We start from the raw sequence: 24,368 nt of genomic DNA, 5'->3' as shown, positions 1-24,368 counted from the left end.
CATAATTTTTTTCGTTTCTTGTAACAAGATGAAAAATGGGGACGACTATATATAGAAAGGAGTGAGCTTTATGGGAAAAGGGCGGATGATCGGGCTAGCGGTCATCGCTGTGGGGGTGGCGGCAATCGGTATGCTTTTTTCCAACAATGGAGGAGAACGGCCAAAGGCAAAAGAGGAGGCTTCGCAAGCAAAATCGCAAGTAGAGCGAGGGATGAGCAATGGGACGCTCAAACCTTCATTAACGTATGAGAAAAAAGATGGAAATTACGTGGTGACGTTTACGGTAAAAAATCAAACCAATCGCGTGCAAACAGTGACGTTTACGAGCGGAAAAAAATATGATTACATTTTGTACCGCGACGGAAAAAAAGTGAAACAGTTCAGCGAAGGGAAAATGTTTACGCAAATTTATGAAGAACGTCCGTTAAAACAAGGAGAAGCGCTCGTTTTTACCGAAACGTTTGCCGATTTGCCAAAAGGAAATTACAAGCTCGAATGGTGGCTTGCGGATAAAAATTGGCCAAACGCAAAAGCGACGATTATGTTTACGGTAGAATAAGCATATGAAAACCTGCCTCTTTCCAACAAGGCAGGTTTCGTTTTTAAGATGATTTCTTTTACCATGCCGCTATCGCTCCATCCGTGCGCGGCTCTGTACCGCCCGCGAGCACTCCTGTGCGCGGATTCCGCCAAATGATTTGACCGCGCCCGAATGTCCCGGAATCGAGGGAAACATGGATTTCATGCCCTTTTCGTGCCAGCGCTTCGGCAATATGGCGAGGGAAATGAGGTTCAACGAGCACCTTTTTTCCTTCAACCCATTGCCATCTTGGCGCATCGAGCGCCGCTTGCGGATTAAGATGGAAGTCAATCATGTTCATCACGACTTGCAAATGCCCTTGCGGCTGCATAAATCCGCCCATGACGCCGAACGGTCCGACCGGCTCGTTTCCTTTTGTTAAAAACCCCGGAATGATCGTATGGTACGGTTTTTTCCTTGGGGCCAGCCGGTTTACATGATGTTCATCAAAGGAAAAATTATGCCCGCGGTTTTGCAGGGCGATGCCCGTGCCTGGCACAACAAGGCCGGAGCCAAAGCCCATGTAATTGCTTTGAATAAACGATACCATATTGCCGTCGCCGTCCGCAGTGGCTAAATAGACCGTCCCTCCTTTTGGAGGCGTTCCCGGCTTTGGAAGCAATGCTTCTTCTCCAATAAGCGCTCGTCTTGCCTTAGCAAATGATTCGGACAATAATTCTTCGACGCGATATTGCATATAACGGCGGTCGGTAATAAAAGCCGTTCCGTCGGCAAACGCCAGCTTCATCGCTTCGATTTGCTGGTGGTATGTCGCGACCGTTGGCGTTTCTGGAACGGCGAACCCTTTCATGATATTCAGCGCCATTAAGGCGACAAGTCCTTGTCCGTTCGGCGGGATTTCCCATACGTCATAACCACGGTAATGAACCGAAATCGGCTCGACCCATTCCACTTCATATTCCGCTAAATCATCGATATCTAAAAAGCCGTTATATTGTTTGGAATAGGCCGCGATTTTTTCCGCTAATTCGCCGCGGTAAAAGCTTTCTGCATTCGTTTCCGCAATGAGGCGAAGCGTATTGGCATGATGTTTGGACGCCCATATTTCCCCGATTTTTGGAGCGCGTCCGTTTGGCGCGAACGTTTCAAACCAGCTGGCAAACTCCGGGCCTTTTAACGTTTTTTGATATGTTTGAAATGCGGCCTGCCAGTGCTTCCCTAACGTCGGGGACACCGGATAGCCGTTTTCCGCGTAGTCAATGGCGGGTTTTAACACTTCGGTAAGCGGGAGCTTCCCGAATCGTTCGGATAACGCGGCCCACGCCGCCGGCGCGCCCGGGACGGTGACCGGAATCCAGCCGTGTTTTGGAATTTCTTTATATCCGCGCTCTTTTACTGCTTCGATAGAAATCGACTTCGGCGAGTACCCGCTTGCATTTAGCCCATAAAGCTTTCCGTTCGTCCAAACGATCGCGAACGCATCGCTGCCGATGCCGTTGGATGTTGGCTCCACCACCGTTAAGCACGCGGCGGCCGCAATCGCCGCATCGATGGCATTTCCGCCTTTTTTTAGTATTTCTAGCCCCGCTTGCGCCGCGAGCGGCTGTGATGTCGCCACCATGCCGTTTGCCGCAAACGTCGTCATCCGCTGTGACGGATACGGATAGTGTAAATAGTCCATTGCATTCCCCCCTATACCAGTGAATCTATCGCTATTATTCGCTTTCCGAAATGTTTTTCCTTTTTTCATAAAAAAATCGCCTGCTTCCCTCCATCTAATAGGAAGGAAACAGGCGATGGTTTACGTTCTTGCCATGCCGATCGAGGCGTCTGGCGTTTTGTAAGATTGTTCATCGCTCGGTGTCGTTGTTTCTTCATCGGTTGATTGTTCCGTTGACGGTGTTTCTTCATTCAACTGGCTTTGTTCATCAGATGTTGTTTGTTCGTTTTCTTTTGTTTGCTCATCGGTTGACGTTGCATTGTTTTGTTCAGTCGCGTTTTCGTTTCCAGCTTTTTGTTCCGTTAGCGCTGTAAACGGTTGGTCGATGTAATCAATCGGGTTGACCGGCTTATTGTCTTTGCGGATTTCAAAGTGAGCATGAATGCCGGCTTCTTGGTTAAATTGGCTTTGTCCCGCTTTTCCGATCACTTGTCCCTGTTTTACCGTATCTCCAGCTTTCACTTTCACATCGGCAAGCGATTGGTAAACGGTGACGACGCCGTTTTCATGGTCGATTTCCACGACATGACCTAAAATCGGATCTTTTTCCGCTTTGGTTACTGTACCGCTTAACGAAGCAGTAACATCAAACGCTTTGCCGTCCTTTCTCACGATATCGATTCCGCGGTTTGGATGATACGTATTATCATAAAAGACGAGAGCTGCTTCCTGTTCTTCTTTTGACGCATGGTAATCGTAGAACGGTTTTTGGATTTCCACGGAATTTGGATCAAGAACCGGCATCGCGAATTTTTCTACCGCTTCGTTGACTGGAACGGCCGGCTCATTTTGTTGCGAAGTGCCTGCTTGGCTGTATTCGTATTCGTCTTTTTTAGTTTTTTCGTCCTGTTTGTTTTGGAACCAGAGCGCTCCTGCTACAATGAGGGCGGCGCATGTTAAATAGATAGCTGGAAACACCCAACGCTTTCTGAACAAACGTTGTAAACTTGGTTTCTTTGGAGAAATTGGATTCTTTTCTTCCTCTCTCATGTTCATCACCTCAGCAACCATTTTGAACAGAAAGAGGAAAATATATACACGAAAAAACAATTTTTTCATTTATTTTTTGAAAAAATGCGTGATTTTATGCAAAAAAATAGAGGCATCCCAGCCTCTATTTTTTCACCGTCAGCTTATTTAAAAAAGCGGTCGCAGAAGAAATTTTCACTCCCCGATAATAATATTTGACGATTTGATCGTATGTCTTCCCTTCTTTCGCCATAAAATTGGCGCCGTATTGGCTCATGCCGACACCATGCCCGTATCCTTTTGTCGTGATGACGATTTGATCGCCTTTTCGAACCCACGTAAAATCGGTGGATGTTAAATCTAATTTTTCTCGTACTTCTCTTCCTTTTAGTTTTTTCCCGTTAATCTCTACAACGTCGACACGTTTCCCCGGCGTGCGCGATAAAATGACACCGACAGAGCCGTCTTGCGGAAGTTTGACACCTAGTTTTCGTTCAAATTCCGCCACCGAAATTACCTTTTGGTGATAGAATTTGGGCGACTTTTTATCCCACGGGCTAGCAACGCTTTTTAAGTATGGAAATTCGTTTTGCCAATACGCTTCGGAATTTTCGGTAAAACCGTTGCTTGTTGAAAAAAACGACGCTTCAATCGGTTTATTGTCGTATGTTAAAATTTGCCCGCTTGTTGCTTGTACCGCTTCTGTAATCTTTTTTATTTTCCATTCATAATCGCTTCCCCATAGACGCTTTAATTCGTCATTGCTGTAGTACACTTGATGCATGACCGTATCAGTCACATTCGCTCCTTTTGGCAGGCTGATTGGTTGATCATTTAATAATTGTTTGACAATGTACGTTCTGGCGGTAAGCGCTTGTGCTTTTAGTGCTTCCATTTCAAATTCCGCCGGCATTTCCGCTGCGACAACGCCGATGACATATTGTTCAAGCGGAATCCGTTCAATCCGCTTTTCTTTACTGCGGTATACCGCTACTTCCACGGCCGGTCCGTTTTCGGTTGCTTTTACGTTTGGCACTTTCTCCTGTTTGCGAAGCTCTTCAGCCAATTTTCCAACCTCACCGTCGTTAAATGGAATTACTAGCACTGTTGGAATGAGCAATACAACGACAAATAAAAAAGAAAGGAGTGCGATAAGTGGTTTTATACGTTTCATATACTCCGAGCCCCCAATATTCATTTTCCAAGCACAAGCGTATATCCGTTCCCAGTTAGGCGCTAGCTGCATATTTGCACTTAGGGACACTTGGTTTGTGCTTTTGTTCGTTATATAGTTATGGGCTCGGACAAGTATATATGACAACTTCTTTTCATTCGCTCCTTTGCATCTGATAGGACGTGTATTTTTCGCCGTATACAGAGATGCTTTCTTGCGCGCGCATGAAGCAAGAATCGCTCGGGACATGGCGGCAGCTTTCCCAAATGCCAAAAAAATAAAAACGACCATTCACTACATATGTAGTTGACGGTCGTTTTTATTTTTATATGTTGAGATCCTTCACTTTTACATCCTCTGCCGCCGTTTCGCTTTCGTCATTGACACGCTCGATGTCGGCACCAAGCGCCGCTAGTTTCTCATGAAAGCGAACATATCCGCGGTCGAGGTGTCTTAATTCGGTCACGCGCGTATAGCCTTCCGCCGCTAAGCCGGCTAAAATTAACGCCGCCGCTGCCCGCAAATCGGTAGCAGCTACTTCCGCGCCTTGCAAATTGCAAGGACCGTTAATAATAACAGAACGTCCTTCAATTTTAATGTCGGCATTCATGCGGCGAAACTCTTCCACATGCATAAAGCGGTTTTCAAATACCGTTTCCGTAACCATACTGGTACCTTCTGCTTTAAGCAGCAATGCCATCATTTGTGACTGCATATCCGTTGGAAAACCTGGATACGGCATTGTTTTAATGTCCACCGCTTTTAATTTTTCTGGACCTATTACCCGCAGTCCATTTCCTTCTTCGATAATAGTGACACCCATTTCTTCCATTTTGGCAATCAAGGAACTTAAATGTTCTGGAACAGCACCTTGTACAAGGACGTTTCCGCCTGTAATTGCCGCAGCAACCATAAACGTACCTGCTTCGATGCGATCAGGAATGACCGTATGAGTCGTGCCAGTCAGCTGGTCTACCCCTTCGATGCGAATCGTGCCGGTCCCAGCTCCGCGCACTTTCGCTCCCATTGCATTTAAAAAGTTTGCCAAATCGACAATTTCCGGTTCTTTGGCGCAGTTTTCAATAATGGTGGTACCTTCCGCTAATACCGCGGCCATCATAATATTTTCTGTTGCTCCAACGCTTGGAAAATCTAAATAAATTTTTGCGCCGCGCAATCTTCCTTTTACTTCGGCATCAATAAATCCGTTTCCGACTTTTACGTGGGCGCCCATCGCTTCAAAGCCTTTTAAATGTTGGTCAATCGGGCGCGAACCGATCGCACAGCCTCCTGGCAGCGCGACGCGGGCGCGGCCATTTCGGGCAAGCAATGATCCCATCACAAGCACCGATGCCCGCATTTTACGCACATATTCAAACGGCGCTTCGAACTTTAGCTCTTGCGATGCATCGACAGTGATCGTATTTTCCTCTATTTTTACATCCGCGCCTAAATAACGCAGTACTTCACTGATTGTATATACATCGGAAAGAGCAGGCACTTCATGAATAACACTTTTCCCATTACTGGCTAATAATGTTGCAGCGATCACAGGCAAAACGGCATTTTTCGCTCCTTCTACTTTTACGGTGCCGCTTAACCGGTTTCCGCCACGGACGATGATCTTTTCCAAGGTATTCCCCTCCGCGTCCAATTTCTCTATATTAATATTCAATCGTAATGATTGGGGTTCCAATGACGACAGCCGTCTTCCCGCCCAATCTTTCTCGCAATGCAAGTTGAATGTTCATTGGCTGATGTTTGCTAGTTGGAAGAACGTATTCCCACTGCCCAGTATATGCAGACAGGGAAACAAATGACTCTTCTTGTAATGATTCAACTGGTGTTGCTTGAAATTCTCTTAGAAGATGTAAAGCATTGTAGAACAAACCACCTTCCATATTATCACTGAAATCCCCTTTGATACAAGTGAAAAATGTAGGCTGCTTCACAAATAATTGGCTCGACTTTTTCTCTATCGTTTCGACAATTTTTTCCCATATTTTTCTGCTCCAACCTACTCCTTTGAGTTCATAGAGGATATACGTTTGGGGCTTGTCCTTTGTGTCGGTCATGACGAGTTGAATTTTTTCTTGAAAGAAGGGGCGGTTGTATATACCCGTTGCTTTTTTCATATGGTGGTTTGCCTCAAAATGCCAATGAAAGGCGCGGTTTTCGTTTTTGAGTTCGTCTAGCTTTTTAAAAAAAGTTGCATCATTTCGAATATGCGGGGCATACTCTCTTGTGTAAACAGTCCATTGTTCAATTTCTACTTCATTGTCTTCTAAAACGCGCGCGATCGTTTTTAATGGCTGAAGGGACTCGTTCCCCATCGCTTCTCCGGATGAATATTGATACATTCCAATAATCATGATAAATAATGATGTCCATAAAAAAATGAATGGACGCACTTGTCTTTTTTTCATATCCGTTTCACTTCCTCTCCTTAATTGTTATTGTTGCCAGATCGGAAGTGAACATACATAAAAAAAATCGACAATAACCAAAAATGAAAGCGCTGTCAATTCAAAAAAAGCGAGTAATATGGCATTACTCGCCTCCAAATAGAAACGGGAGTTGTTTTGACCATGATAAATAGTCAAGAAAAAAGTTGGCCACCGTCGAACCGATCATAATCGTCAATAAAATATAAAGCAATCGTCCCTGAAATACACGGTTTGGTTTGATGATCATCTCGAGCCGAACTCCTTGTAATGTCCACCACGTAATGGCGATAAACACGAGATGGACAACAATGCTTACTAACGCCTGCTGGCCCAGCATGGGCATCATCGTTTTTCACTCCTTTCTTTCCATCCATTACTTCGCGGTTTGGCGATAAAAGAAGAAAGGGGAATAACCCCCTTTATTGTAACGCTATTGAAGGAAATCGCTAAAGTGATCGAATTGTTCAAGAAAGTGATAAGCTAGCCCTGGAACGACACCGAATAGCAACGTGCCAAGCGCGCAAATGACAACAACGATCGCCAGCCCGATCGATAGTCTCACCGATGATGTTTCACCGGCAGGGCGGAAAAAGATTTGCACAAAAATGCCAAAATAGTATACATACGATATAACCGTTGCAGCGATCATCACCGCAGCAAGCACATAATGACCCGGCTCTGTCATGAGCGCCCCAAGGAAAATGTTCAATTTTCCGATGAAACCAGCCGTACCCGGGATTCCCGCAAGCGACAGCAAGAAAATTCCCATCGCAACCGCTAAAAGCGGGTTTCGCTGATAAAGACCGGCAAAATGGCTGAGATCATCGGAATCGGCTTCGTCAGATATTCGTTGCAATATCGCAAATGCGCCAAGATTCATGAACAAATACGCAAGCAAATAAAACCAAATCGAATCGATCATGACCCATGACATCGCCGCAAAACCGACAAGAATATATCCGGCGTGGGCAATGCTCGAATAAGCAAACAGCCGCTTCATGCTCCGCTGCTTTAACGCTATCGTATTTCCAATGATCATCGTTGCCCCGGCTAAAAAGGAGATATAATCTTGCATCGAAAACAATAGCGAAGACGGATCTTTTCCTTGCGCCGGCGCTTGGGCAAAGATGGTGATAAACAATCGTAAAACGATGACAAACCCGGCCGTTTTCGAAACGACGCTTAAAAACGCGGTAACAGGAGTCGGCGCTCCTTGATAGACATCCGGCGTCCACATATGGAACGGAACGGATGAAATCTTAAACGATAAACCGACAAGCATCATCAAGAACGCAATCGCCAAGATGTATTGGTATCCGCTATCGGTTAGCTTCTGTACCTCTAAGGCAATTTCTTTTATGTTCGTCGTGCCTGTTAAGCCGAAAATATAGCTCATCCCAAACAGCGTAATCGCTGTCGAAATCCCGCCGTTAATCACATATTTCATCGCCGATTCGTTTGCCTGCATCGATGTTTTTCGTATTCCCGCCAAGATATAAGAGGAAATCGATAATAGCTCTAGCCCGACAAATAAGGTGATTAAATCGCCGCTGGAGGCCATGATCATCGCGCCAAGCAAGGCGCAAAGCAATAAATAGTAGAATTCCCCGCGATCTTTTAACCCTTCTTTTGGGCGATAATCAAACGCAAGCAACAGCGAAAGCGCTCCGCCTGCTAATAAAAGAAGCTTAAAGGCTTTGCCAAACGCGTCTAAGCGAAACGTATCGTTCAAAATCGAAACTACTTTGGCCGGAATAAGTCCGATTGTCGCGATCAACGCAATGGCAACTCCAACAAAAGCAATCCATGCAAGCGGACGGCGGTCTTTATCATCCGGCATAAACAGGTCCATCAGCGAGAGAATGAGCGCCGTTCCAAGAACGATGAATTCCGGTGCCATCATCCCCCATTTATATTGCAATAATGTATGCATGCTCATTTCTCTCACACTCCTAACCCGTTCATCATCATTTCAATCGTCGCTTGCAATGGTTTCGCTAAAATATGCGGATATACGCCGATCATCACAATCAATGCGAGCAATACGAACACCGGAATCGCTTCCGCCAGGCTCATATCAAGCGCTTGTACATCATCGCGCTTGGAGGCGCCAAACGTCATGTTCAATACGGCGCGAAGCAGGTAAACCGCGGTCATGATAATGCCGAGCGCACCGATCGCCGCAACGACCGGCTCTGTTTTGAACAAACCTAAAAATGCGGTAAACTCACTTACAAACCCAGACATTCCCGGCAATCCGAGCGACGCCATCGCTCCTGCCAATAAGCATCCCGCCGTCAGCGGCATCACTTTCGCCAGCCCTCCTAAACGGTCGATCGTCGTCGTACTCGTTCGTTCGTATAAAATGCTGACGAGCAAGAACAGCAATGCGGAAATAAATCCATGGGAAACAGCCTGGAAAATCGCCCCTTGAATCCCTGCTTCATTCAGCGCTCCCAATCCAATGAGCACAATTCCCATATGGGAAACACTCGAATAGGCAAGCACCATTTTAAAATCGTCTTGGACGAACGCTAAAAACGCTCCGTACAATAAGTTGACAACCCCTAAAATCGCAATCCAAAAAGCGAAATCGCGGAATTGATCTGGGAATAAACCGATGCCGAACCGAATCAAACCGTACGCCCCGATTTTTAATAACACGCCGGAGTGCAGCATCACAATCGACGGCGGCGCTTGTACGTGCACCCGCAAAATCCAGCGGTGAAACGGAACGATCGGCAGCTTAATCCCAAATGCGATCAACAATGCAATAAACAATCCTAAGCGCAAATCGTTTGAAATCGGCGCGACAAGCTGCGCCTCGACCGCCGGGTTATGAAGCATTTCTTTTACCAACTCGACATTGGACGTCCCGGTGCGGGCAAATAAAACGATAATGGCAATCAGTAAAATCGCCGAACCAATCCCGTTGTAAAGCAAGTAGCTGTATGCGGCGCGCTCCCGTTCAAAACCGCCCCATTTTCCAACTAAAAAGAACATCGGAACGAGTGTGATTTCTAAAAAGATAAAGAATAAAATCATATTTCCTGCCGCAAACACGCCAAGCATGCCGATTTCTAATAGAAGAAAGAGCATGAAATAGCCTTTCCACTCTTTTTTGATATGAATGGAGGCGACGGCGGCAAGCGTCGCCAATAGCGACGTAAGCACGATCATGACAAGCGAAAAGCCGTCGATACTCAGCTCATAACGGATGGCGAACGTGGACTCCGTTAAAAACGGAAAATCCGCGAAGCGAACCCAATCGTGTTTTTCTGCCAAATGTTCCAGGCGGTAACCCCGCAAATATTGTACAAAGGCAAATAGCGATAAAATCAGCGATGGCAGCGTAGATAAAAAACCGAGCCATTTTATCGTCCGCTCTTGCGTTTTTGGTACAAACGCAAGCAAAAGAATGCCAACAAGCGGGGAGAAAACGAGAAGGGAGAGAAAATACGTTCCATTCATTATAAATACCCCCCTGTGAACGCGAGAATGACGACGAGAAGCGCAAGGCCGATCAACGTCACCGCGCCATACATTTGAACTTGCCCGTTTTGCAGCCGCGATCCGATTGAACCAACCGTGTTTACTGCCGCTGCAACGAGACTGGCCATTCCCTCTACGATAAAGCGATCAATATAATAGAATAATAGACTAATGGCGTTTGCCGCATAGCCAACCGTCCACGCATAACATTCATCGATGTAATATTTATTCCATAACACGTTGTACGCAAACGGAACGCGCGAGCTAAGCCAATCTCTCGCAAGCGAACGTTTTCCGTACATCAGCCACGCAAGGAAAATGCCAAGCAACGAAACGATGGCAGCAACGACCATAATCCAGCTTGGCGCTTCTTTGTGAACATAATGGCCATCTGTCAGCCAATCTCCAAGAAATGTCCCGAACCATGGAGTATGAATATACCCGGAAATGACGGCAAGCACGGCCAAGACGAGCATCGGAAACGTCATAACCGCTGGCGATTCATGAATTTCCTCCGCTTCATGCCGCCCCTCGCCGCTAAAGACAAGGAAGAAGAGACGGAACATATAAAACGCGGTGAAAAACGAAGCAAAAACCGCAATCCAGAATAAAACGACATGACCATGCGTCCAAGCGGCAGCAAGAATTTCGTCTTTGCTAAAGAATCCTGATAAAAGCGGGACCCCGCTGATGGCCAGCGTTCCGACTAGAAATAGCGGCGCGGTAAGCGGCATTTTCCGCCAAAGTCCGCCCATTTTTTCAATGTCTTGCGTGCCGACAGCATGAATGACGCTTCCTGCCGCTAAAAACAAGAGCGCTTTAAAAAATGCATGTGTCGTCAAATGGAATATTCCCGCTACATAGCTTCCCGAACCGAGCGCAAGCATCATGTAGCCGAGCTGGCTTACCGTCGAGTAGGCAAGCACGCGCTTAATATCGGTCTGCACAAGGCCGATGGATGCGGCGAAAATCGCCGTAAATCCCCCGACAACCGCGACCGTCAGCATCGCCGTTTCGCTTGCTTCGTATAACGGGAACAGCGCAGCCACTAAATAAACCCCTGCGGCTACCATCGTGGCCGCGTGGATCAACGCCGAAACTGGCGTCGGACCTTCCATGGCATCTGGAAGCCACGTATGAAGCGGAAACTGGCCAGATTTTCCGATCGCTCCCACGAAAATGAGAATCGCCGCTAGGGTCACCATCGTCTGCGACAGCGTTCCGTCTTGCACGGCTTTAAAAATGTCATCATATTCAAAACTGCCCACTTGCCAGAATAATAGAATCATGCCGATAAAAAAGCCGACATCGCCGATCCGCGTCATAATAAACGCTTTTTTCGCAGCCGCTTTCGCTTCTTCTTTATAGAAATAAAATCCGATTAATAGAAACGAACCAAGACCAACCAGTTCCCAAAACATATATGTCTGCAATAAATTCGGCGAAACGACAAGACCGAGCATCGCAAACGTGAACAGCCCTAAATACGCATAGAAAACCGAGAACCGCTCATCGCCGCGCATATACCCTTTTGCATACATATGTACTAGAAAGCTAACGAGGGAGACAACGACAAGCATTAATGCATTTAGCGCCGTCACCTCAAATCCAGCTGTCAATTTCGTGCTGCCGATCGTAAGCCATACTTGTTCTGCTTTGTAAGTCGAACCGCCAATGCGGTCAAACAGCACAGCGACGGAAACAAGGAAAGAAACGAACGTCGCTAGTATTCCAACATAAGCACTCGCTTCTTTCATTCGTTTTCCAAAAAACAGCAATAAGAAAAAGGAAAACAGAGGAAAAAGCGGCACAATCCAAGCCATTTCCATCATGGTATCACAGTCCCCTTTTGATCAAAGAGCTTGAAGAGCTCTTTGCATTTTCTTGCTTTAATGCTTCATCGAATCGATTTCATCGATATGAACGGTTTTGCGGTTGCGATAAAGCGCCATTAAAATCGCGAGTCCCACCGCGGCTTCAGCAGCTGCCACCGTGATGGTAAATAGGGCAAAAATTTGCCCTGAAATACCGGGATGAGCCCCGTGTTTCGCAAAAGCGACTAAATTAATATTGACGGCATTCAGCATTAACTCAATACAAATGAGCACAATCACGGTATTTCGTTTGGTGAGCGCTCCATACAGCCCAATGCAAAACAAGATGAGCGCAAGTACCAGATATACGGATAATGGAACGGAGCTCATTTTTTTGGCGCCCCCTTATCATTTTTTTTCGCTAGTATAATCGCGCCAACAAGCGCCACAAGCAAAATGATCGATGTAATTTCAAACGGAATGATATAATGAGAATATAGGGCGAGGCCGATTTGTTCCGTATTGTTTTCATGGAGATTTGCGGCTTCCTCGCCAAAATCAAGCTGATAAATGCCGAGATAAACGGCGATGCCAAAGGCAAAGACCGCGATGGCGGTGAATGTTTTTCGCCAAAATCCGCCTGTTGTCGTTTCTTCTTTTTCTTCCTCCCGATGGCGCGTCAACATGATGCCAAACAGCATGATAATGGTAATGGCGCCAGAGTAAATAAGCACTTGCACAGCAGCAATAAATTCCGCTGATAAGAGCACGTAAAGGCCCGCGATGCTGATGAACGTAAACACAAGCGCGATGACCATATGAACGACTTTCGTTAAATTCAGCATGAGCACTCCGCCGATGATCGCAACAAGGGCAAGCACTAAAAAGGCGAGATATTCTCCGCTCACGGCTTATTCTCCTTTCGGACATTGGCGTCGTTTTCATCGAGCCATGCCAAATCTTTATAAAGGGCATCGCGGCTATATTCCGCCAGCTCAAAATTGTTCGTCATGACGATGGCTTCTGTCGGACATACTTCTGTACAAAGGTCGCATAAAATGCAAATTTCGAAGTTAATGCTGTACGTATCAATGATTTTCCCTTTTTTCGTCGGATCCGGATGCTTTTTTCCTGTCAATTGAATACAGTCGGTTGGACAAATATTAGCACATTGATTGCAAACGATACATTTTTCGGGATAAAATTTTTGAATGCCGCGAAACCGATCTGGAAGGAGAAGCGGTTCATTCGGATAGTCGTACGTTACTTTTTCCCGAGTTAAATTTTTCAGGGTATATGCCAACCCTTTGGCTAAACCGATCATGCATGCCACCCCATTCTTATTAGAAAAATAGTTCTTGTATCAGCGCGGTAACAAAAATATTTGCAAGCGCCACAGGAAACAATACTTTCCATCCTAATTCCATGAGCTGGTCCGCTCTAAGGCGCGGAAATGTCACACGGAACCAAATCAGGACGAAAACAACGATGCTGAATTTTAACGCAAACCAAACCGCTCCTGGAATGAAATCTAAAAACATCACCGGGTGCCATCCACCTAAAAATAATATCGTTGTAAGCGCCGCCATAGCAAAAAGATACACATATTCCGAAAGCATAAAGAATGCCCAACGAAAACCGGAATACTCGACATGAAACCCGGCAACAAGCTCTGATTCCGCTTCCGGCAAGTCGAATGGAGTGCGGTTTAACTCCGCGACAGCAGCAATGAAAAATACGATAAACGCAATTGGCTGTATGAAAATATACCATACATCTTTTTGCGCTTCGACAATATCGTTTAAATTTAAACTGCCCGTTAGCAAAACAACACCAAGCACAGACACAACAAGCGGAATTTCATAGGAAATCATTTGTGCCGCCGCACGCATTGCGCCGATGAGCGCATATTTATTGTTCGATGCCCATCCGCCGGCCACAACGCCGATCGTCGTCAGTCCCGAAACGGCAATGTAATAAAGCAGGCCAACGCCGATATCGGCAAATTGAAATGCGTCAGTAAACGGCAATGTCGCCAATACCATAAACGCCGGCGCAAAAGCGATAATCGGCGCTAAAATGAATAACGGCTTGTCAGCAGCTTTTGGAATCGTATCTTCTTTTAAAAGCAGCTTCAATACGTCCGCGACCGTTTGCAATAGCCCCCATCGGCCTCCGACTTGGTTTGGGCCGTAACGGCCTTGCATAAATCCCATGACTTTTCGTTCCGCTAAAATGCCATACGTCACAAAAGCAAGAACGGCAAGCAACAAGGCGATGCCAAGTCCGAAGAAGATCACGAGATTCGTCCAGCTTGGAGCAGAATTCAGCAATTGTTCCATCATCCGTCGACCTCCCCGAGCACAATATCAATCGAGCCAAGAATCGCAATCACATTCGCAATATTTTCCCCTTTTAACAGTTTCGGGAGTATTTGCAAATTGTAAAACGACGGCCGACGGAATTTGATGCGGTACGGCTCTTTCTTTCCGTCGCTGGCGATGTAACAGCCGATTTCCCCGCGCGGTGATTCAATGCGGACAAATGTCTCTCCCGGCGGCGCTTTAATGATGCGCGGCACTTTCCCCATAATTTCTCCGCTTTTTGGAAATTGTTCACATGCTTGTTCGATGATTTTTAATGATTCTTCTATTTCCGCCAAACGGCATTCATAACGGGCAAGGCAGTCTCCTTCTTCCCGCACCGGAATGTCAAAATCAAAACGGTCATAAATCGAATACGGCTCGTTTTTCCGTAAGTCCCATTTCACGCCGGTACAACGCAAGTTTACGCCGCTTAACGAATAATTGATCGCCTCTTCTTTCGTATATTTGCCAATACCGATGACACGATGGCGGAAAATTTCATTTCCTGTCACAAGGTCATGATAACCAGCGAGTTTTTCCCGCATATACGGGACAAATTGTTTTACTTTTTCAATCCATCCATCCGGCGCATCCCATTTCACGCCGCCGACGCGCATGTAATTGAACGTCAGTCGCGCCCCTGACAGCTCGTTTAATAGATTAATAATCATTTCCCGCTCGCGAAATGCGTACAAAAACGGGCTTGTGGCGCCAAGGTCGAGCAAATACGTCCCCCACCAGACAAGATGGCTGGCGATTCTGCCAAGTTCCATTGCCAAAACGCGCAAATATTCCGCTCGTTCCGGAACTTCAATGCCCATCATTGTTTCCACTGCATGACAAATAACATAGTTATTGGTCATTGCCGATAAATAATCCATCCGGTCTGTATACGGGATGATTTGCGTATATTGTAAGTTTTCTGCTAACTTTTCCGTTCCGCGGTGGAGGTAGCCGATGACAGGTTTCGCTTCTTGAATGATCTCTCCATCTATTTTTAAAATGAGGCGGAAGACTCCGTGTGTACTCGGGTGCTGCGGTCCTACGTTTAAAATCATTTCTTCCGTCCGAAGCATAGTTATACCTCCGCGTCGTATGGTTCATAATCTTTGCGAAGCGGATATCCGACCCAATCTTCTCCTAAAAAGATACGGATTAAATTCGGGTGCCCTTTAAAGCGGATTCCTAATAGGTCGTACGCCTCGCATTCCGGCCAATTTGCCCCCTGCCAAAGCGGAACGAGCGAATCAATCTCCGGCTGGTCGCGGTCGATTTTCACTTTTAATGCGACAGCTTGTTGTTTTTTATAAGAATATAAGTGCACATATACTTCCATATGTGTTTGGAAATCCGTTCCATGCAACTCCGACAAATAATCAAAACTAAGCTGTTCGTTATATTTTAGAAACTCGGCGATTTTGTAATATGTATCCTTTTTTGCGACCAATGTCGGAACATCTTTGGAAAGGCGGTTAATATAGGCATCTTCTAGCACATCTTCGCCGAGATGTTCGCGAATCACTTTGACGTATTTATCAAGAAGCGGCTGATTTGGCGATGGAGTTTCTTCTTTTTTCGCTGCTGGCTCCGAATCTCCTGCGGCCTTCGCTGCCGCAATCGCTTTTTGTTTGGCAAGGTCTTCTTCCGCTCCGTCGCCCGCTGCTTCTTTTGCTTTTTGTTTCGCTAATGCCGCCGCTTTGGCTTTCGCTGCCGCTGCTGCTTTCTTCTTCGCAAGCGCCAGATCATCTTCGGCTGTTTCTTGGTTTTCTCCTTCTGCCTGCTGCGCTTCTTTTGCCTTTTGTTTCGCCAACACCGCCGCTTTGGCTTTCGCTGCCGCTGCTGCTTTCTTCTTCGCAAGCGCTAGATCATCTTCGGCAAGTTTTTCTTCGGTTGGAACTTTTGGTTCTTCGAGCGGCTGTTCAGTTTGTTCAGCGGCTCGTTTCGCCGCTAATCGTTCGCGAGCCAACTGTCTCGCTCGCTCTGCCGCTTCTTTTTTCCGCTGCTGTAAATCTTTTTCTTCACTCATCGATTACAGCACCTTCTTCCCCGTCTTTGCTTCATAACGAATTTTTTCTTTTAATTTATTAATCCCGTAAATTAACGCCGCTGGATTCGGCGGGCAACCAGGAATATATACATCAACTGGTACGATTTGATCTACTCCTTTGACGACGCTATATGATTTCACATACGGCCCCCCTGCCGTTGCGCATGACCCCATGGCAATGACCCATTTTGGTTCTGGCATTTGATCATATAAACGGCGGATGATTGGCGCCATCTTTTTCGTCACCGTTCCAGATACAATCATGACATCAGACTGTCTTGGAGACGCACGGAAAAAGGAGCCGAACCGGTCTAAATCATAATGAGCTCCACCGACTCCCATCATTTCAATCGCGCAGCAGGCAAGACCGAACGTTAACGGCCATAGAGAATTGCTGCGGGCCCACGCCTTTAATTGTTCCAGTGTAGTGAAAAACACGTTGCGCTTTAACTCTTCCGTATCTCCTTCCGGTACGTCCAACCATTTTACATCCATTGTAACACCTTCTTTTTCCAAGCATAGACAAGTCCAAGAACGAGCATCAACACGAAAATAATCATTCCCACTAAAGCGAATAATCCTAGTTTGTTATAAGCGACTGCCCATGGATATAAAAACACTGTTTCGACATCAAAAATGACAAATAATAGTGCAAACATATAGTAACGAACTTGAAACTGAACACGAGAGTCATGGAACGGATTGTTACCGCTTTCATAAGTCGTTTGCTTTGCCTCACTCGGAACGTGTGGACGTAGAAATCGTCCTATTGTTAATGCGCCAACAGGAAGCAAAATGCCGATGCACAAAAATACAAAGACAATCACATAGTTATTGACGTATACGTTCCACAATATGCCGTTCGCTCCCTTCATTATTATGCTACTTTATATTGTTTTGAAATATTACACAATTACGAATGTTTCCAGTGCCATTATAACATTTATATCCAGAAGTGTCGACAGACCATCCATTTTTACTTATAACGACAGCGATAACAATAAAAAAAGACGGGGGAAACGATTTCCTCCCGTCTTTTATTTCATGTTTGCTACGTTTAAGCGGTTAATCGCCCGTTTTAGTGCCAGTTCCGCACGTTTAAAGTCGATATCATCCTCTTTGCTTTGCAGACGCCGTTCCGCGCGTTCTTTCGCCGCTTTTGCTCGGGCCACATCGATATCTTCCGCTCTTTCCGCCGCTTGCGCCAAAATCGTCACTTTGTCAGGGCGGACTTCCAAAAACCCGCCGCTGACCGCGATATATTCCGTTTTCCCCTCTTTTTTCAGGCGAACGGCACTGATCTCAAGCGGAGCAACAAGCGGAATGTGTCCTGGCAAAATTCCAAGCTCTCCGCTTTTTGCTTTCGTGCTTACCATCTCTACGTCCGCTTCATATACCGGGCCATCAGGAGTAACGACACTGACCTTGATCGTTTTCATCATGAAATCCTCCTATGTCCCTCAATTAAACTTCTACGCCCATTTGCTTCGCTTTTTCAACAACTTCTTCAATGCGCCCTACTAAGCGGAAAGCATCTTCTGGAATGTGATCGTATTTTCCTTCCAAAATTTCTTTGAAGCCGCGAACTGTTTCTTTAATAGGCACGTAAGAACCAGGTTGGCCTGTAAATTGCTCCGCGACATGGAAGTTTTGCGATAAGAAGAATTGAATGCGGCGAGCGCGATGAACGATGAGTTTATCTTCATCGGATAGCTCATCCATACCGAGAATCGCGATAATATCTTGCAATTCTCTATAACGTTGCAATGTTTGTTGCACTTTGCGCGCTACTTGGTAATGTTCTTCACCAACGATTTCAGGCGCAAGCGCGCGAGATGTGGACGCAAGTGGATCCACTGCTGGATAAATACCCATTTCCGCAAGTTTCCGCTCTAGGTTCGTCGTTGCGTCCAAGTGAGAGAACGTTGTTGCTGGCGCTGGGTCTGTGTAGTCGTCCGCTGGTACGTAAATCGCTTGAATCGATGTGATAGAACCAGTGGCTGTAGAAGTGATCCGTTCTTGCAATTGACCCATTTCTGTCGCAAGCGTCGGTTGATAACCTACGGCAGAAGGCATGCGGCCTAATAGCGCCGAAACCTCAGAACCAGCTTGCGTGAAACGGAAAATGTTGTCGATAAAGAGCAGCACGTCTTGTCCTTGCTCGTCACGGAAGTATTCCGCCATCGTTAATCCTGTCAACGCTACGCGCATCCGCGCACCAGGCGGCTCGTTCATTTGTCCGAATACCATCGCCGTTTTGCTGATAACGCCGGAATCTTTCATTTCATGGTAAAGGTCGTTTCCTTCACGAGTGCGTTCCCCTACGCCGGCGAATACGGAAATACCACCGTGCTCTTGTGCAATGTTATGAATAAGTTCTTGGATTAAGACCGTTTTTCCTACACCAGCACCGCCGAATAGACCGATTTTTCCACCTTTAATGTATGGAGCAAGCAAGTCAACGACTTTAATACCTGTTTCCAAAATTTCTACTTCTGTTGCAAGCTCTTCGAATTTTGGCGCTGGACGATGGATTGGGTCACGACGCACATCATCTGGAATTTCCCCTTGCATGTCGATCGATTCCCCTAAGACGTTGAATACGCGGCCAAGGGTAACTTCTCCGACTGGAACGGAAATTGGCGCACCTGTGTCAATGACTTCCATTCCACGAATCAATCCGTCTGTCGATGCCATTGCAATCGTACGAACCGTATCATCTCCAAGATGAAGTGCTACTTCTAATGTTAAGTCGATGTCGACTTCATTTTCATTACGCGCTTTATGTTGAATCTTCAAAGCATTGTAGATCGCAGGAAGATGTCCGTTTTCGAACTTTACGTCTACAACCGGACCCATAACTTGAATAACGCGTCCTTTTGTCATCGTTTTCCCTCCTAACTTGCTAGTTGGACAGCAGTACCTATATAGTGAAACTTGAAAATTCTACTTTTGCGATCTATTTTTTCGACTGCGCTTATGCGTGACGAAGGCAAGTTATCGACTTGCCTCCGACAGTCGAAAATTCTTTCGATAAGATGAAATATCAAGTTGCGTTTATATAATTGCAGCTTCCAATTTACCGTTATTGCAACGCGTTTGCTCCCGCCACGATTTCCGTAATCTCTTGGGTAATCGCTGCTTGACGAGCACGGTTGTAGGAAAGAGTAAGCGTACGAATAAGCTCGTGCGCGTTGTCCGTCGCGTTTTTCATCGCCGTCATCCGCGCTGCATGCTCGCTTGCCTTCGCATCTAACAGCGCACCGTAAATAAGACTTTCGGCATATTGCGGCAAAAGCACATCTAAAATTTCTTCTTGAGAAGGTTCAAATTCATACGTTGTCCGTTGTTTGTTATCGACTAAATCCGTTAACGGCAACAGCTTTCTTTCTGTCACCTCTTGTTGGATCGCACTGACGTAATGGTTGTAGTACATATACAACTCATCAAACGTACCATCCGCAAACAATCCGACCGCCTTATTCGCAATTTCTTTAATATCCGCAAAAGACGGTTGATCCGGCAGCCCAGTAATATTTAAAATGACCGGGAAATTTCTCTTTTTGAAAAAGCTTAAACCGACACGTCCAATGACAATAATCGCATATTCATCTGGAGATTGATGGCGCTGTTGAATCGTTTGGTACACAGTGCGAAGAACGTTGCTGTTATACGCTCCCGCCAAGCCGCGATCCGATGTGATTACTAAATAGCCTGTCTTTTTCACCGGGCGCGTCACTAGCATCGGATGTGTCGCATTGCCGGCACCAAGGGCGATGTTCGCAACGACTTCTTGCATTTTATCCATATATGGAACAAACGATTTCGCGTTCATTTCCGCGCGGTTTAACTTCGAAGCGGAAACCATCTCCATCGCCTTCGTAATTTGGCTTGTTTTTTTCGTCGCGTTGATGCGCTTTTTAATGTCGCGTAAGGATGCCAAAGGTTTCACCACCTTTTTTATGCACGAAATCTAGAATAGAGGAGGAACAGAAGCCGTCATCCTTCTGTTCCGCCCTGCTTTATTGAGAAACAACAAACGTTTTCTTGAACGCTTCGATCGCTTTGTTGAAATCTTCTTCGTTTGGAAGTTCTTTTGTTGTACGAATATGTTCAAGCAAGTGTTGGCCGTTTTGGTCGAGCCATAAGAAGAATTCTTTTTCAAAGCGGCGAATATCTTCGACTGGAATGTCGTCTAAGAAACCGTGAGTAAGCGCGTAAATGATCGCCACTTGTTTTTCTACTGGAATCGGTGCATGCAAGTCTTGTTTTAACACTTCTACCGTACGAGCACCGCGTGCGAGCTTTGCTTGCGTCGCTTTATCAAGGTCTGAACCGAACTGTGCGAACGCTTCAAGTTCACGATACGCCGCTAAGTCAAGGCGAAGCGTACCCGATACTTTTTTCATCGCTTTAATTTGTGCCGCACCACCGACGCGGGATACGGAAAGACCAGCGTTAATCGCCGGGCGAACGCCGGAGAAGAACAAATCAGATTGCAAGAAAATTTGCCCGTCTGTAATGGAGATGACGTTCGTCGGAATGTAAGCAGAAATGTCACCAGCTTGCGTTTCGACAAACGGAAGCGCTGTTAACGAACCGCCGCCTTTGGCATCGCTTAATTTTGCTGCGCGCTCTAAGAGGCGAGAGTGCAAGTAGAAGATATCCCCTGGATATGCTTCACGGCCTGGTGGACGGCGAAGCAATAGTGACAACTCACGGTAAGCCGCCGCTTGTTTTGATAAGTCGTCATAAACAACAAGCACGTGCTGACCTTTATACATGAAATATTCGCCCATCGTTACACCGGCATATGGCGCAAGGAACAATAGTGGCGCTGGTTGTGATGCAGATGCCGTCACAACGATCGTATAATCTAGCGCACCGTGTTTCCGCAATGTTTCGACAACCGTGCGGACCGTTGATTCTTTTTGTCCGATCGCAACGTAAATACAAATCATATTTTGATCTTTTTGGTTGATAATCGTGTCGATCGCAATCGATGTTTTCCCTGTTTGACGGTCTCCGATGATTAACTCACGTTGACCGCGGCCGATTGGCACCAATGCGTCAATCGCTTTAATCCCTGTTTGCAACGGTTCATGAACCGATTTACGGTCCATAACACCTGGTGCTGGGCTTTCAATTGGACGAGTTTCTGTCGTTTCGATTGGGCCCAAACCGTCGACTGGTTGTCCTAGAGGGTTAACGACGCGGCCAATTAACGCTTCACCGACAGGCACTTCCATGATACGTCCTGTACGGCGCACTTCATCGCCTTCTTTAATCCCTGTATATGGACCTAAAATAACGATACCAACGTTGTTTTCTTCTAAGTTTAGCGCCATTCCCATGACACCGTTGGAAAACTCGACAAGTTCCCCAGACATTACGTTGTCCAAACCATGGGCGCGCGCGATACCGTCACCAATTTGAATTACCGTACCGACATCGCTTACTTGAATTTCAGACTCATAGTTTTCGATTTGCTGCTTAATGAGCGCGCTTATTTCTTCCGCTCTGATGCTCATTCATTTCACCCCTATCTTCAAATCTTAGCCGATAAGCTGTCGTTGAATTCGTTCTAATTTTCCGCTGATGCTGCCATCGTAAATGCGGTTGCCGATGCGCAGCTTCACGCCGCCAATTAAGCTTGGGTCGACGATATTTTCAATGTGAAGCGTCGTTTTGCCCATTTTTTTCGCAAACACATCCGAAAGTGCGCGTTTTTCCTCTTCCGTTAGCGGACGAGCCGAATATGCGGTCGCCTCAGCGACGCCACGAGCTTCGTTCACCAAATGGATAAACTGCTCTGCAAGCTGTGGAACGATATCAATGCGATGACGTTCCAACAAAAGCAGCAATGTATTTCGTAACGGGCTTGACACCGCCGCGAACGTTTCTTTTATTAACGCTTTTTTCTTTTCCAATGATAGCTTCGGGTATGTCAATAGCGATAAGAATTTATCGTTTTCAGCAAACACTTGCCAAACGGCGCGAATTTCTTCCTCTAATTGATCAAGAAGCTGCTTTTCCGTGGCGATTTGAAAAAGAGCTAACGCATATCGCTTTGCTATGATTTCTTTGTTCATCGCCCTTCTCCTACCTCTTGAATGTACTCGCTAATCAACTTCGCTTGATCTTGCTCGGTTAACTCTTTTTCAATCACTTTGGAAGCAATTAATACAGATAGTGAAGCAACTTGTTCTCGCAACGCGGCCATCGCTTGTTCTTTTTCGCGTTCGATTTCTTTTTTCGCTGTCTCTTTTAAACGCTCTGCTTCCGCACGGGCAGACGCGATAATTTGCTCTTTTTGCTCCTCAGCCATTTTGCGCGCGTTTTCAATGAGCTCCTGCGCCTCTTGGCGAGATTGCTTCATTAGTTCGCGCTGTTCTTCCAATAGCTTTTCCGCTTCTTTGCGATGTTTTTCCGCTTGATCGATTTCGTTTGCAATATGCTCTTCGCGCTGTTTCATCACGCCCATTAATGGACCAAACGCGTATTTACGGAGCAATAACATTAATAATAAAAACATAATTAGCTGGAATAACATATCGCCGCCGTTGAATCCATGCCCAGCAGCCCCTAATGCAAAAAAGTTTGCCATTACGCGTTTCACTCCCTTCAAGAGTCGCCCTCTAGACCTATTTTTCTCGCTTTTTGAGCGTCATTGTTATCTTTTACGATGAAATGAACATAAAGGAATGGCGAAGGTTCGCATGGAATGATCTTCGCCATCATTGAACGATTTTGCTTGTCCTATCGATTTTTACGTTGCTTGCCAACGTTGATGAACAAGCGCTACGCAAAAATTAGCGCCCTTGAACCATAAAGGCAATAACAACCGCAATAATCGGAATCGCTTCGACTAACGCAACCCCGATAAACATTGTTGTTTGAAGCATACCGCGCGCCTCTGGCTGGCGTGCGATCCCCTCTACTGTACGAGATACGATTAAACCGTTACCAATACCTGCACCAAGTGCAGCTAAACCAATTGCGATTGCTGCAGCTAATACACCCATTGAAAAGTCCTCCTTTTAGTATTTATTGAAATTTATTGAAGTTGTTTTTATAAAAAATTAATGGTCATGACTCACTTTGTGCGCCATATAAACCATTGTTAACATCGTGAAAATGAACGCTTGGATGGCGCCAACGAAAATACTGAACGCTTGCCAAGCGATCGTTGGAATGATCGCTGCGATCGTACCGCCAACGCCAGTAGCCAATCCACCCGCCAATAAAGCAAGCAAAATTTCTCCAGCATAAATGTTCCCGTATAGACGCAAACCTAATGTTAATGTGTTAGCAAACTCTTCGATAATTTTAAGCGGGAATAAAATCCACATTGGACTGACAAAGCCTTTGGCGTATTCTTGGAATCCACGAAGTTTGATGCCGTAATAATGCGACAGCGCAACAACCATAATCGCCAACGTTAATGTGATAACAGGGTCTGCCGTCGGTGATTTCCACCATAACTTATTATCGATGACAATAGAGAATGGAAGACCAAGCATGTTTGCAACAAAAATATACATGATTAAAGTGAGGCCGAGTAAATGAAAGCGCCCTCCTGTTTGCCAATCCATGTTGCTTTTGATGATTCCTTTGACAAAATCGACGACCCATTCAAGGAAATTTTGCATTCCTGTTGGCTTCATAGAAAGATTGCGCGTAGCAGCAACGGCAATGATGAACACAATCACGCTAGTGATCGTTATCATCAAAACGTTGGCTAAGTTAAAGGTAAGTCCTAGAAATTCATATAAAGGAGCTTCATGATGCACTAGTT

Annotated in this window: 26 protein-coding genes; 1 reads left to right on the top strand and 25 read right to left on the bottom strand. The window is 45.9% G+C overall.

Features of this window, described 5'->3' with window-relative positions; all coding sequences use genetic code 11:
- Positions 1–70: 70 nt before the first annotated feature.
- Positions 71–559, top strand: a complete 489-nt coding sequence (locus FNL97_RS00735) for a BsuPI-related putative proteinase inhibitor (RefSeq protein WP_062678111.1) — start codon at positions 71–73, stop codon at positions 557–559.
- Between the two features lie 58 nt (positions 560–617).
- Here FNL97_RS00735 and FNL97_RS00730 read toward each other — a convergent pair whose 3' ends face one another.
- From FNL97_RS00730 to atpB, 25 genes are all read right to left on the bottom strand, one after another.
- Positions 618–2,222 carry a gamma-glutamyltransferase family protein gene (locus tag FNL97_RS00730; protein ID WP_143414800.1) on the bottom strand — a complete coding sequence of 535 codons (1,605 nt, stop codon included), beginning with the start codon at positions 2,220–2,222 and terminating at the stop codon, positions 618–620.
- Between the two features lie 120 nt (positions 2,223–2,342).
- A complete protein-coding gene (gene spoIIQ, locus FNL97_RS00725) occupies positions 2,343–3,251 on the bottom strand; it encodes a stage II sporulation protein SpoIIQ (RefSeq protein ID WP_062678113.1) in 909 nt (302 codons plus the stop codon).
- A gap of 124 nt (positions 3,252–3,375) precedes the next feature.
- Complete coding sequence (gene spoIID / locus FNL97_RS00720) at positions 3,376–4,404, bottom strand: stage II sporulation protein D (protein ID WP_062678114.1); 1,029 nt, start codon at positions 4,402–4,404, stop codon at positions 3,376–3,378.
- Positions 4,405–4,729: 325 nt separating this feature from the next.
- Positions 4,730–6,037: a UDP-N-acetylglucosamine 1-carboxyvinyltransferase gene (murA, locus tag FNL97_RS00715; RefSeq protein WP_062678115.1), complete on the bottom strand. Its 1,308-nt coding sequence runs from the start codon at positions 6,035–6,037 to the stop codon at positions 4,730–4,732.
- A gap of 31 nt (positions 6,038–6,068) precedes the next feature.
- Positions 6,069–6,830 carry a YwmB family TATA-box binding protein gene (locus FNL97_RS00710; RefSeq protein WP_062678116.1) on the bottom strand — a complete coding sequence of 254 codons (762 nt, stop codon included), beginning with the start codon at positions 6,828–6,830 and terminating at the stop codon, positions 6,069–6,071.
- A 124-nt stretch (positions 6,831–6,954) separates the two neighbouring features.
- Complete coding sequence (locus tag FNL97_RS00705) at positions 6,955–7,197, bottom strand: DUF1146 family protein (protein WP_015865297.1); 243 nt, start codon at positions 7,195–7,197, stop codon at positions 6,955–6,957.
- A gap of 84 nt (positions 7,198–7,281) precedes the next feature.
- Positions 7,282–8,790: an NADH-quinone oxidoreductase subunit NuoN gene (nuoN, locus tag FNL97_RS00700; RefSeq protein ID WP_143414799.1), complete on the bottom strand. Its 1,509-nt coding sequence runs from the start codon at positions 8,788–8,790 to the stop codon at positions 7,282–7,284.
- Between the two features lie 5 nt (positions 8,791–8,795).
- On the bottom strand, positions 8,796–10,322 hold the full coding sequence (locus tag FNL97_RS00695) for an NADH-quinone oxidoreductase subunit M (protein WP_143414798.1): 1,527 nt from the start codon (positions 10,320–10,322) through the stop codon (positions 8,796–8,798).
- The gene (gene nuoL / locus FNL97_RS00690; RefSeq protein ID WP_143414797.1) at positions 10,322–12,175 is read right to left on the bottom strand and encodes an NADH-quinone oxidoreductase subunit L; all 1,854 of its coding nucleotides are present in this window, start codon (positions 12,173–12,175) and stop codon (positions 10,322–10,324) included. Before nuoL ends, FNL97_RS00695 begins: the two co-directional genes overlap by 1 nt.
- Before the next feature lie 57 nt (positions 12,176–12,232).
- Complete coding sequence (gene nuoK, locus FNL97_RS00685) at positions 12,233–12,547, bottom strand: NADH-quinone oxidoreductase subunit NuoK (RefSeq protein WP_062754406.1); 315 nt, start codon at positions 12,545–12,547, stop codon at positions 12,233–12,235.
- Entirely contained in the window at positions 12,544–13,065 is a 522-nt protein-coding gene (locus FNL97_RS00680) for an NADH-quinone oxidoreductase subunit J (protein WP_062678121.1), read from the bottom strand. The genes nuoK and FNL97_RS00680 overlap by 4 nt, the downstream gene beginning before the upstream one ends.
- Positions 13,062–13,481, bottom strand: a complete 420-nt coding sequence (nuoI, locus tag FNL97_RS00675; protein WP_143414796.1) for an NADH-quinone oxidoreductase subunit NuoI — start codon at positions 13,479–13,481, stop codon at positions 13,062–13,064. The genes FNL97_RS00680 and nuoI overlap by 4 nt, the downstream gene beginning before the upstream one ends.
- 19 nt (positions 13,482–13,500) lie before the next feature.
- Complete coding sequence (gene nuoH, locus FNL97_RS00670; protein ID WP_062678122.1) at positions 13,501–14,502, bottom strand: NADH-quinone oxidoreductase subunit NuoH; 1,002 nt, start codon at positions 14,500–14,502, stop codon at positions 13,501–13,503.
- Positions 14,499–15,599, bottom strand: coding sequence for an NADH-quinone oxidoreductase subunit D (locus tag FNL97_RS00665; protein ID WP_062678123.1), 1,101 nt, complete (start codon positions 15,597–15,599; stop codon positions 14,499–14,501). Before FNL97_RS00665 ends, nuoH begins: the two co-directional genes overlap by 4 nt.
- 2 nt (positions 15,600–15,601) lie before the next feature.
- A complete protein-coding gene (locus tag FNL97_RS00660) occupies positions 15,602–16,549 on the bottom strand; it encodes an NADH-quinone oxidoreductase subunit C (protein WP_143414795.1) in 948 nt (315 codons plus the stop codon).
- Between the two features lie 3 nt (positions 16,550–16,552).
- Positions 16,553–17,065 carry a NuoB/complex I 20 kDa subunit family protein gene (locus FNL97_RS00655; RefSeq protein WP_015865307.1) on the bottom strand — a complete coding sequence of 171 codons (513 nt, stop codon included), beginning with the start codon at positions 17,063–17,065 and terminating at the stop codon, positions 16,553–16,555.
- Positions 17,056–17,424: an NADH-quinone oxidoreductase subunit A gene (locus tag FNL97_RS00650; RefSeq protein WP_143414794.1), complete on the bottom strand. Its 369-nt coding sequence runs from the start codon at positions 17,422–17,424 to the stop codon at positions 17,056–17,058. The genes FNL97_RS00655 and FNL97_RS00650 overlap by 10 nt, the downstream gene beginning before the upstream one ends.
- Positions 17,425–17,607: 183 nt before the next feature.
- Positions 17,608–18,009, bottom strand: a complete 402-nt coding sequence (locus FNL97_RS00645) for a F0F1 ATP synthase subunit epsilon (protein WP_062754416.1) — start codon at positions 18,007–18,009, stop codon at positions 17,608–17,610.
- A 25-nt stretch (positions 18,010–18,034) separates the two neighbouring features.
- The gene (gene atpD / locus FNL97_RS00640) at positions 18,035–19,456 is read right to left on the bottom strand and encodes a F0F1 ATP synthase subunit beta (RefSeq protein WP_143414793.1); all 1,422 of its coding nucleotides are present in this window, start codon (positions 19,454–19,456) and stop codon (positions 18,035–18,037) included.
- A 199-nt stretch (positions 19,457–19,655) separates the two neighbouring features.
- Positions 19,656–20,513 (bottom strand): F0F1 ATP synthase subunit gamma, encoded by an 858-nt coding sequence (locus tag FNL97_RS00635; protein WP_015865311.1) that lies wholly within the window; start codon positions 20,511–20,513, stop codon positions 19,656–19,658.
- Positions 20,514–20,592: 79 nt separating this feature from the next.
- Positions 20,593–22,101: a F0F1 ATP synthase subunit alpha gene (gene atpA / locus FNL97_RS00630; RefSeq protein ID WP_015865312.1), complete on the bottom strand. Its 1,509-nt coding sequence runs from the start codon at positions 22,099–22,101 to the stop codon at positions 20,593–20,595.
- Positions 22,102–22,125: 24 nt separating this feature from the next.
- Complete coding sequence (locus FNL97_RS00625) at positions 22,126–22,662, bottom strand: F0F1 ATP synthase subunit delta (RefSeq protein WP_015865313.1); 537 nt, start codon at positions 22,660–22,662, stop codon at positions 22,126–22,128.
- A complete protein-coding gene (locus tag FNL97_RS00620) occupies positions 22,659–23,177 on the bottom strand; it encodes a F0F1 ATP synthase subunit B (protein ID WP_062678128.1) in 519 nt (172 codons plus the stop codon). Before FNL97_RS00620 ends, FNL97_RS00625 begins: the two co-directional genes overlap by 4 nt.
- A 205-nt stretch (positions 23,178–23,382) precedes the next feature.
- The gene (atpE, locus tag FNL97_RS00615) at positions 23,383–23,595 is read right to left on the bottom strand and encodes a F0F1 ATP synthase subunit C (RefSeq protein ID WP_003253662.1); all 213 of its coding nucleotides are present in this window, start codon (positions 23,593–23,595) and stop codon (positions 23,383–23,385) included.
- A 57-nt stretch (positions 23,596–23,652) separates the two neighbouring features.
- Entirely contained in the window at positions 23,653–24,363 is a 711-nt protein-coding gene (atpB, locus tag FNL97_RS00610; protein ID WP_143414792.1) for a F0F1 ATP synthase subunit A, read from the bottom strand.
- Positions 24,364–24,368 lie beyond the last annotated feature (5 nt).

The organism is Geobacillus sp. E263 (assembly GCF_007197795.1).
GTDB lineage: Bacteria > Bacillota > Bacilli > Bacillales > Anoxybacillaceae > Parageobacillus_B > Parageobacillus_B toebii.
Note: the sequence above shows the minus strand (reverse complement) of the source record. Positions and strands in the feature narration are given on the sequence as shown.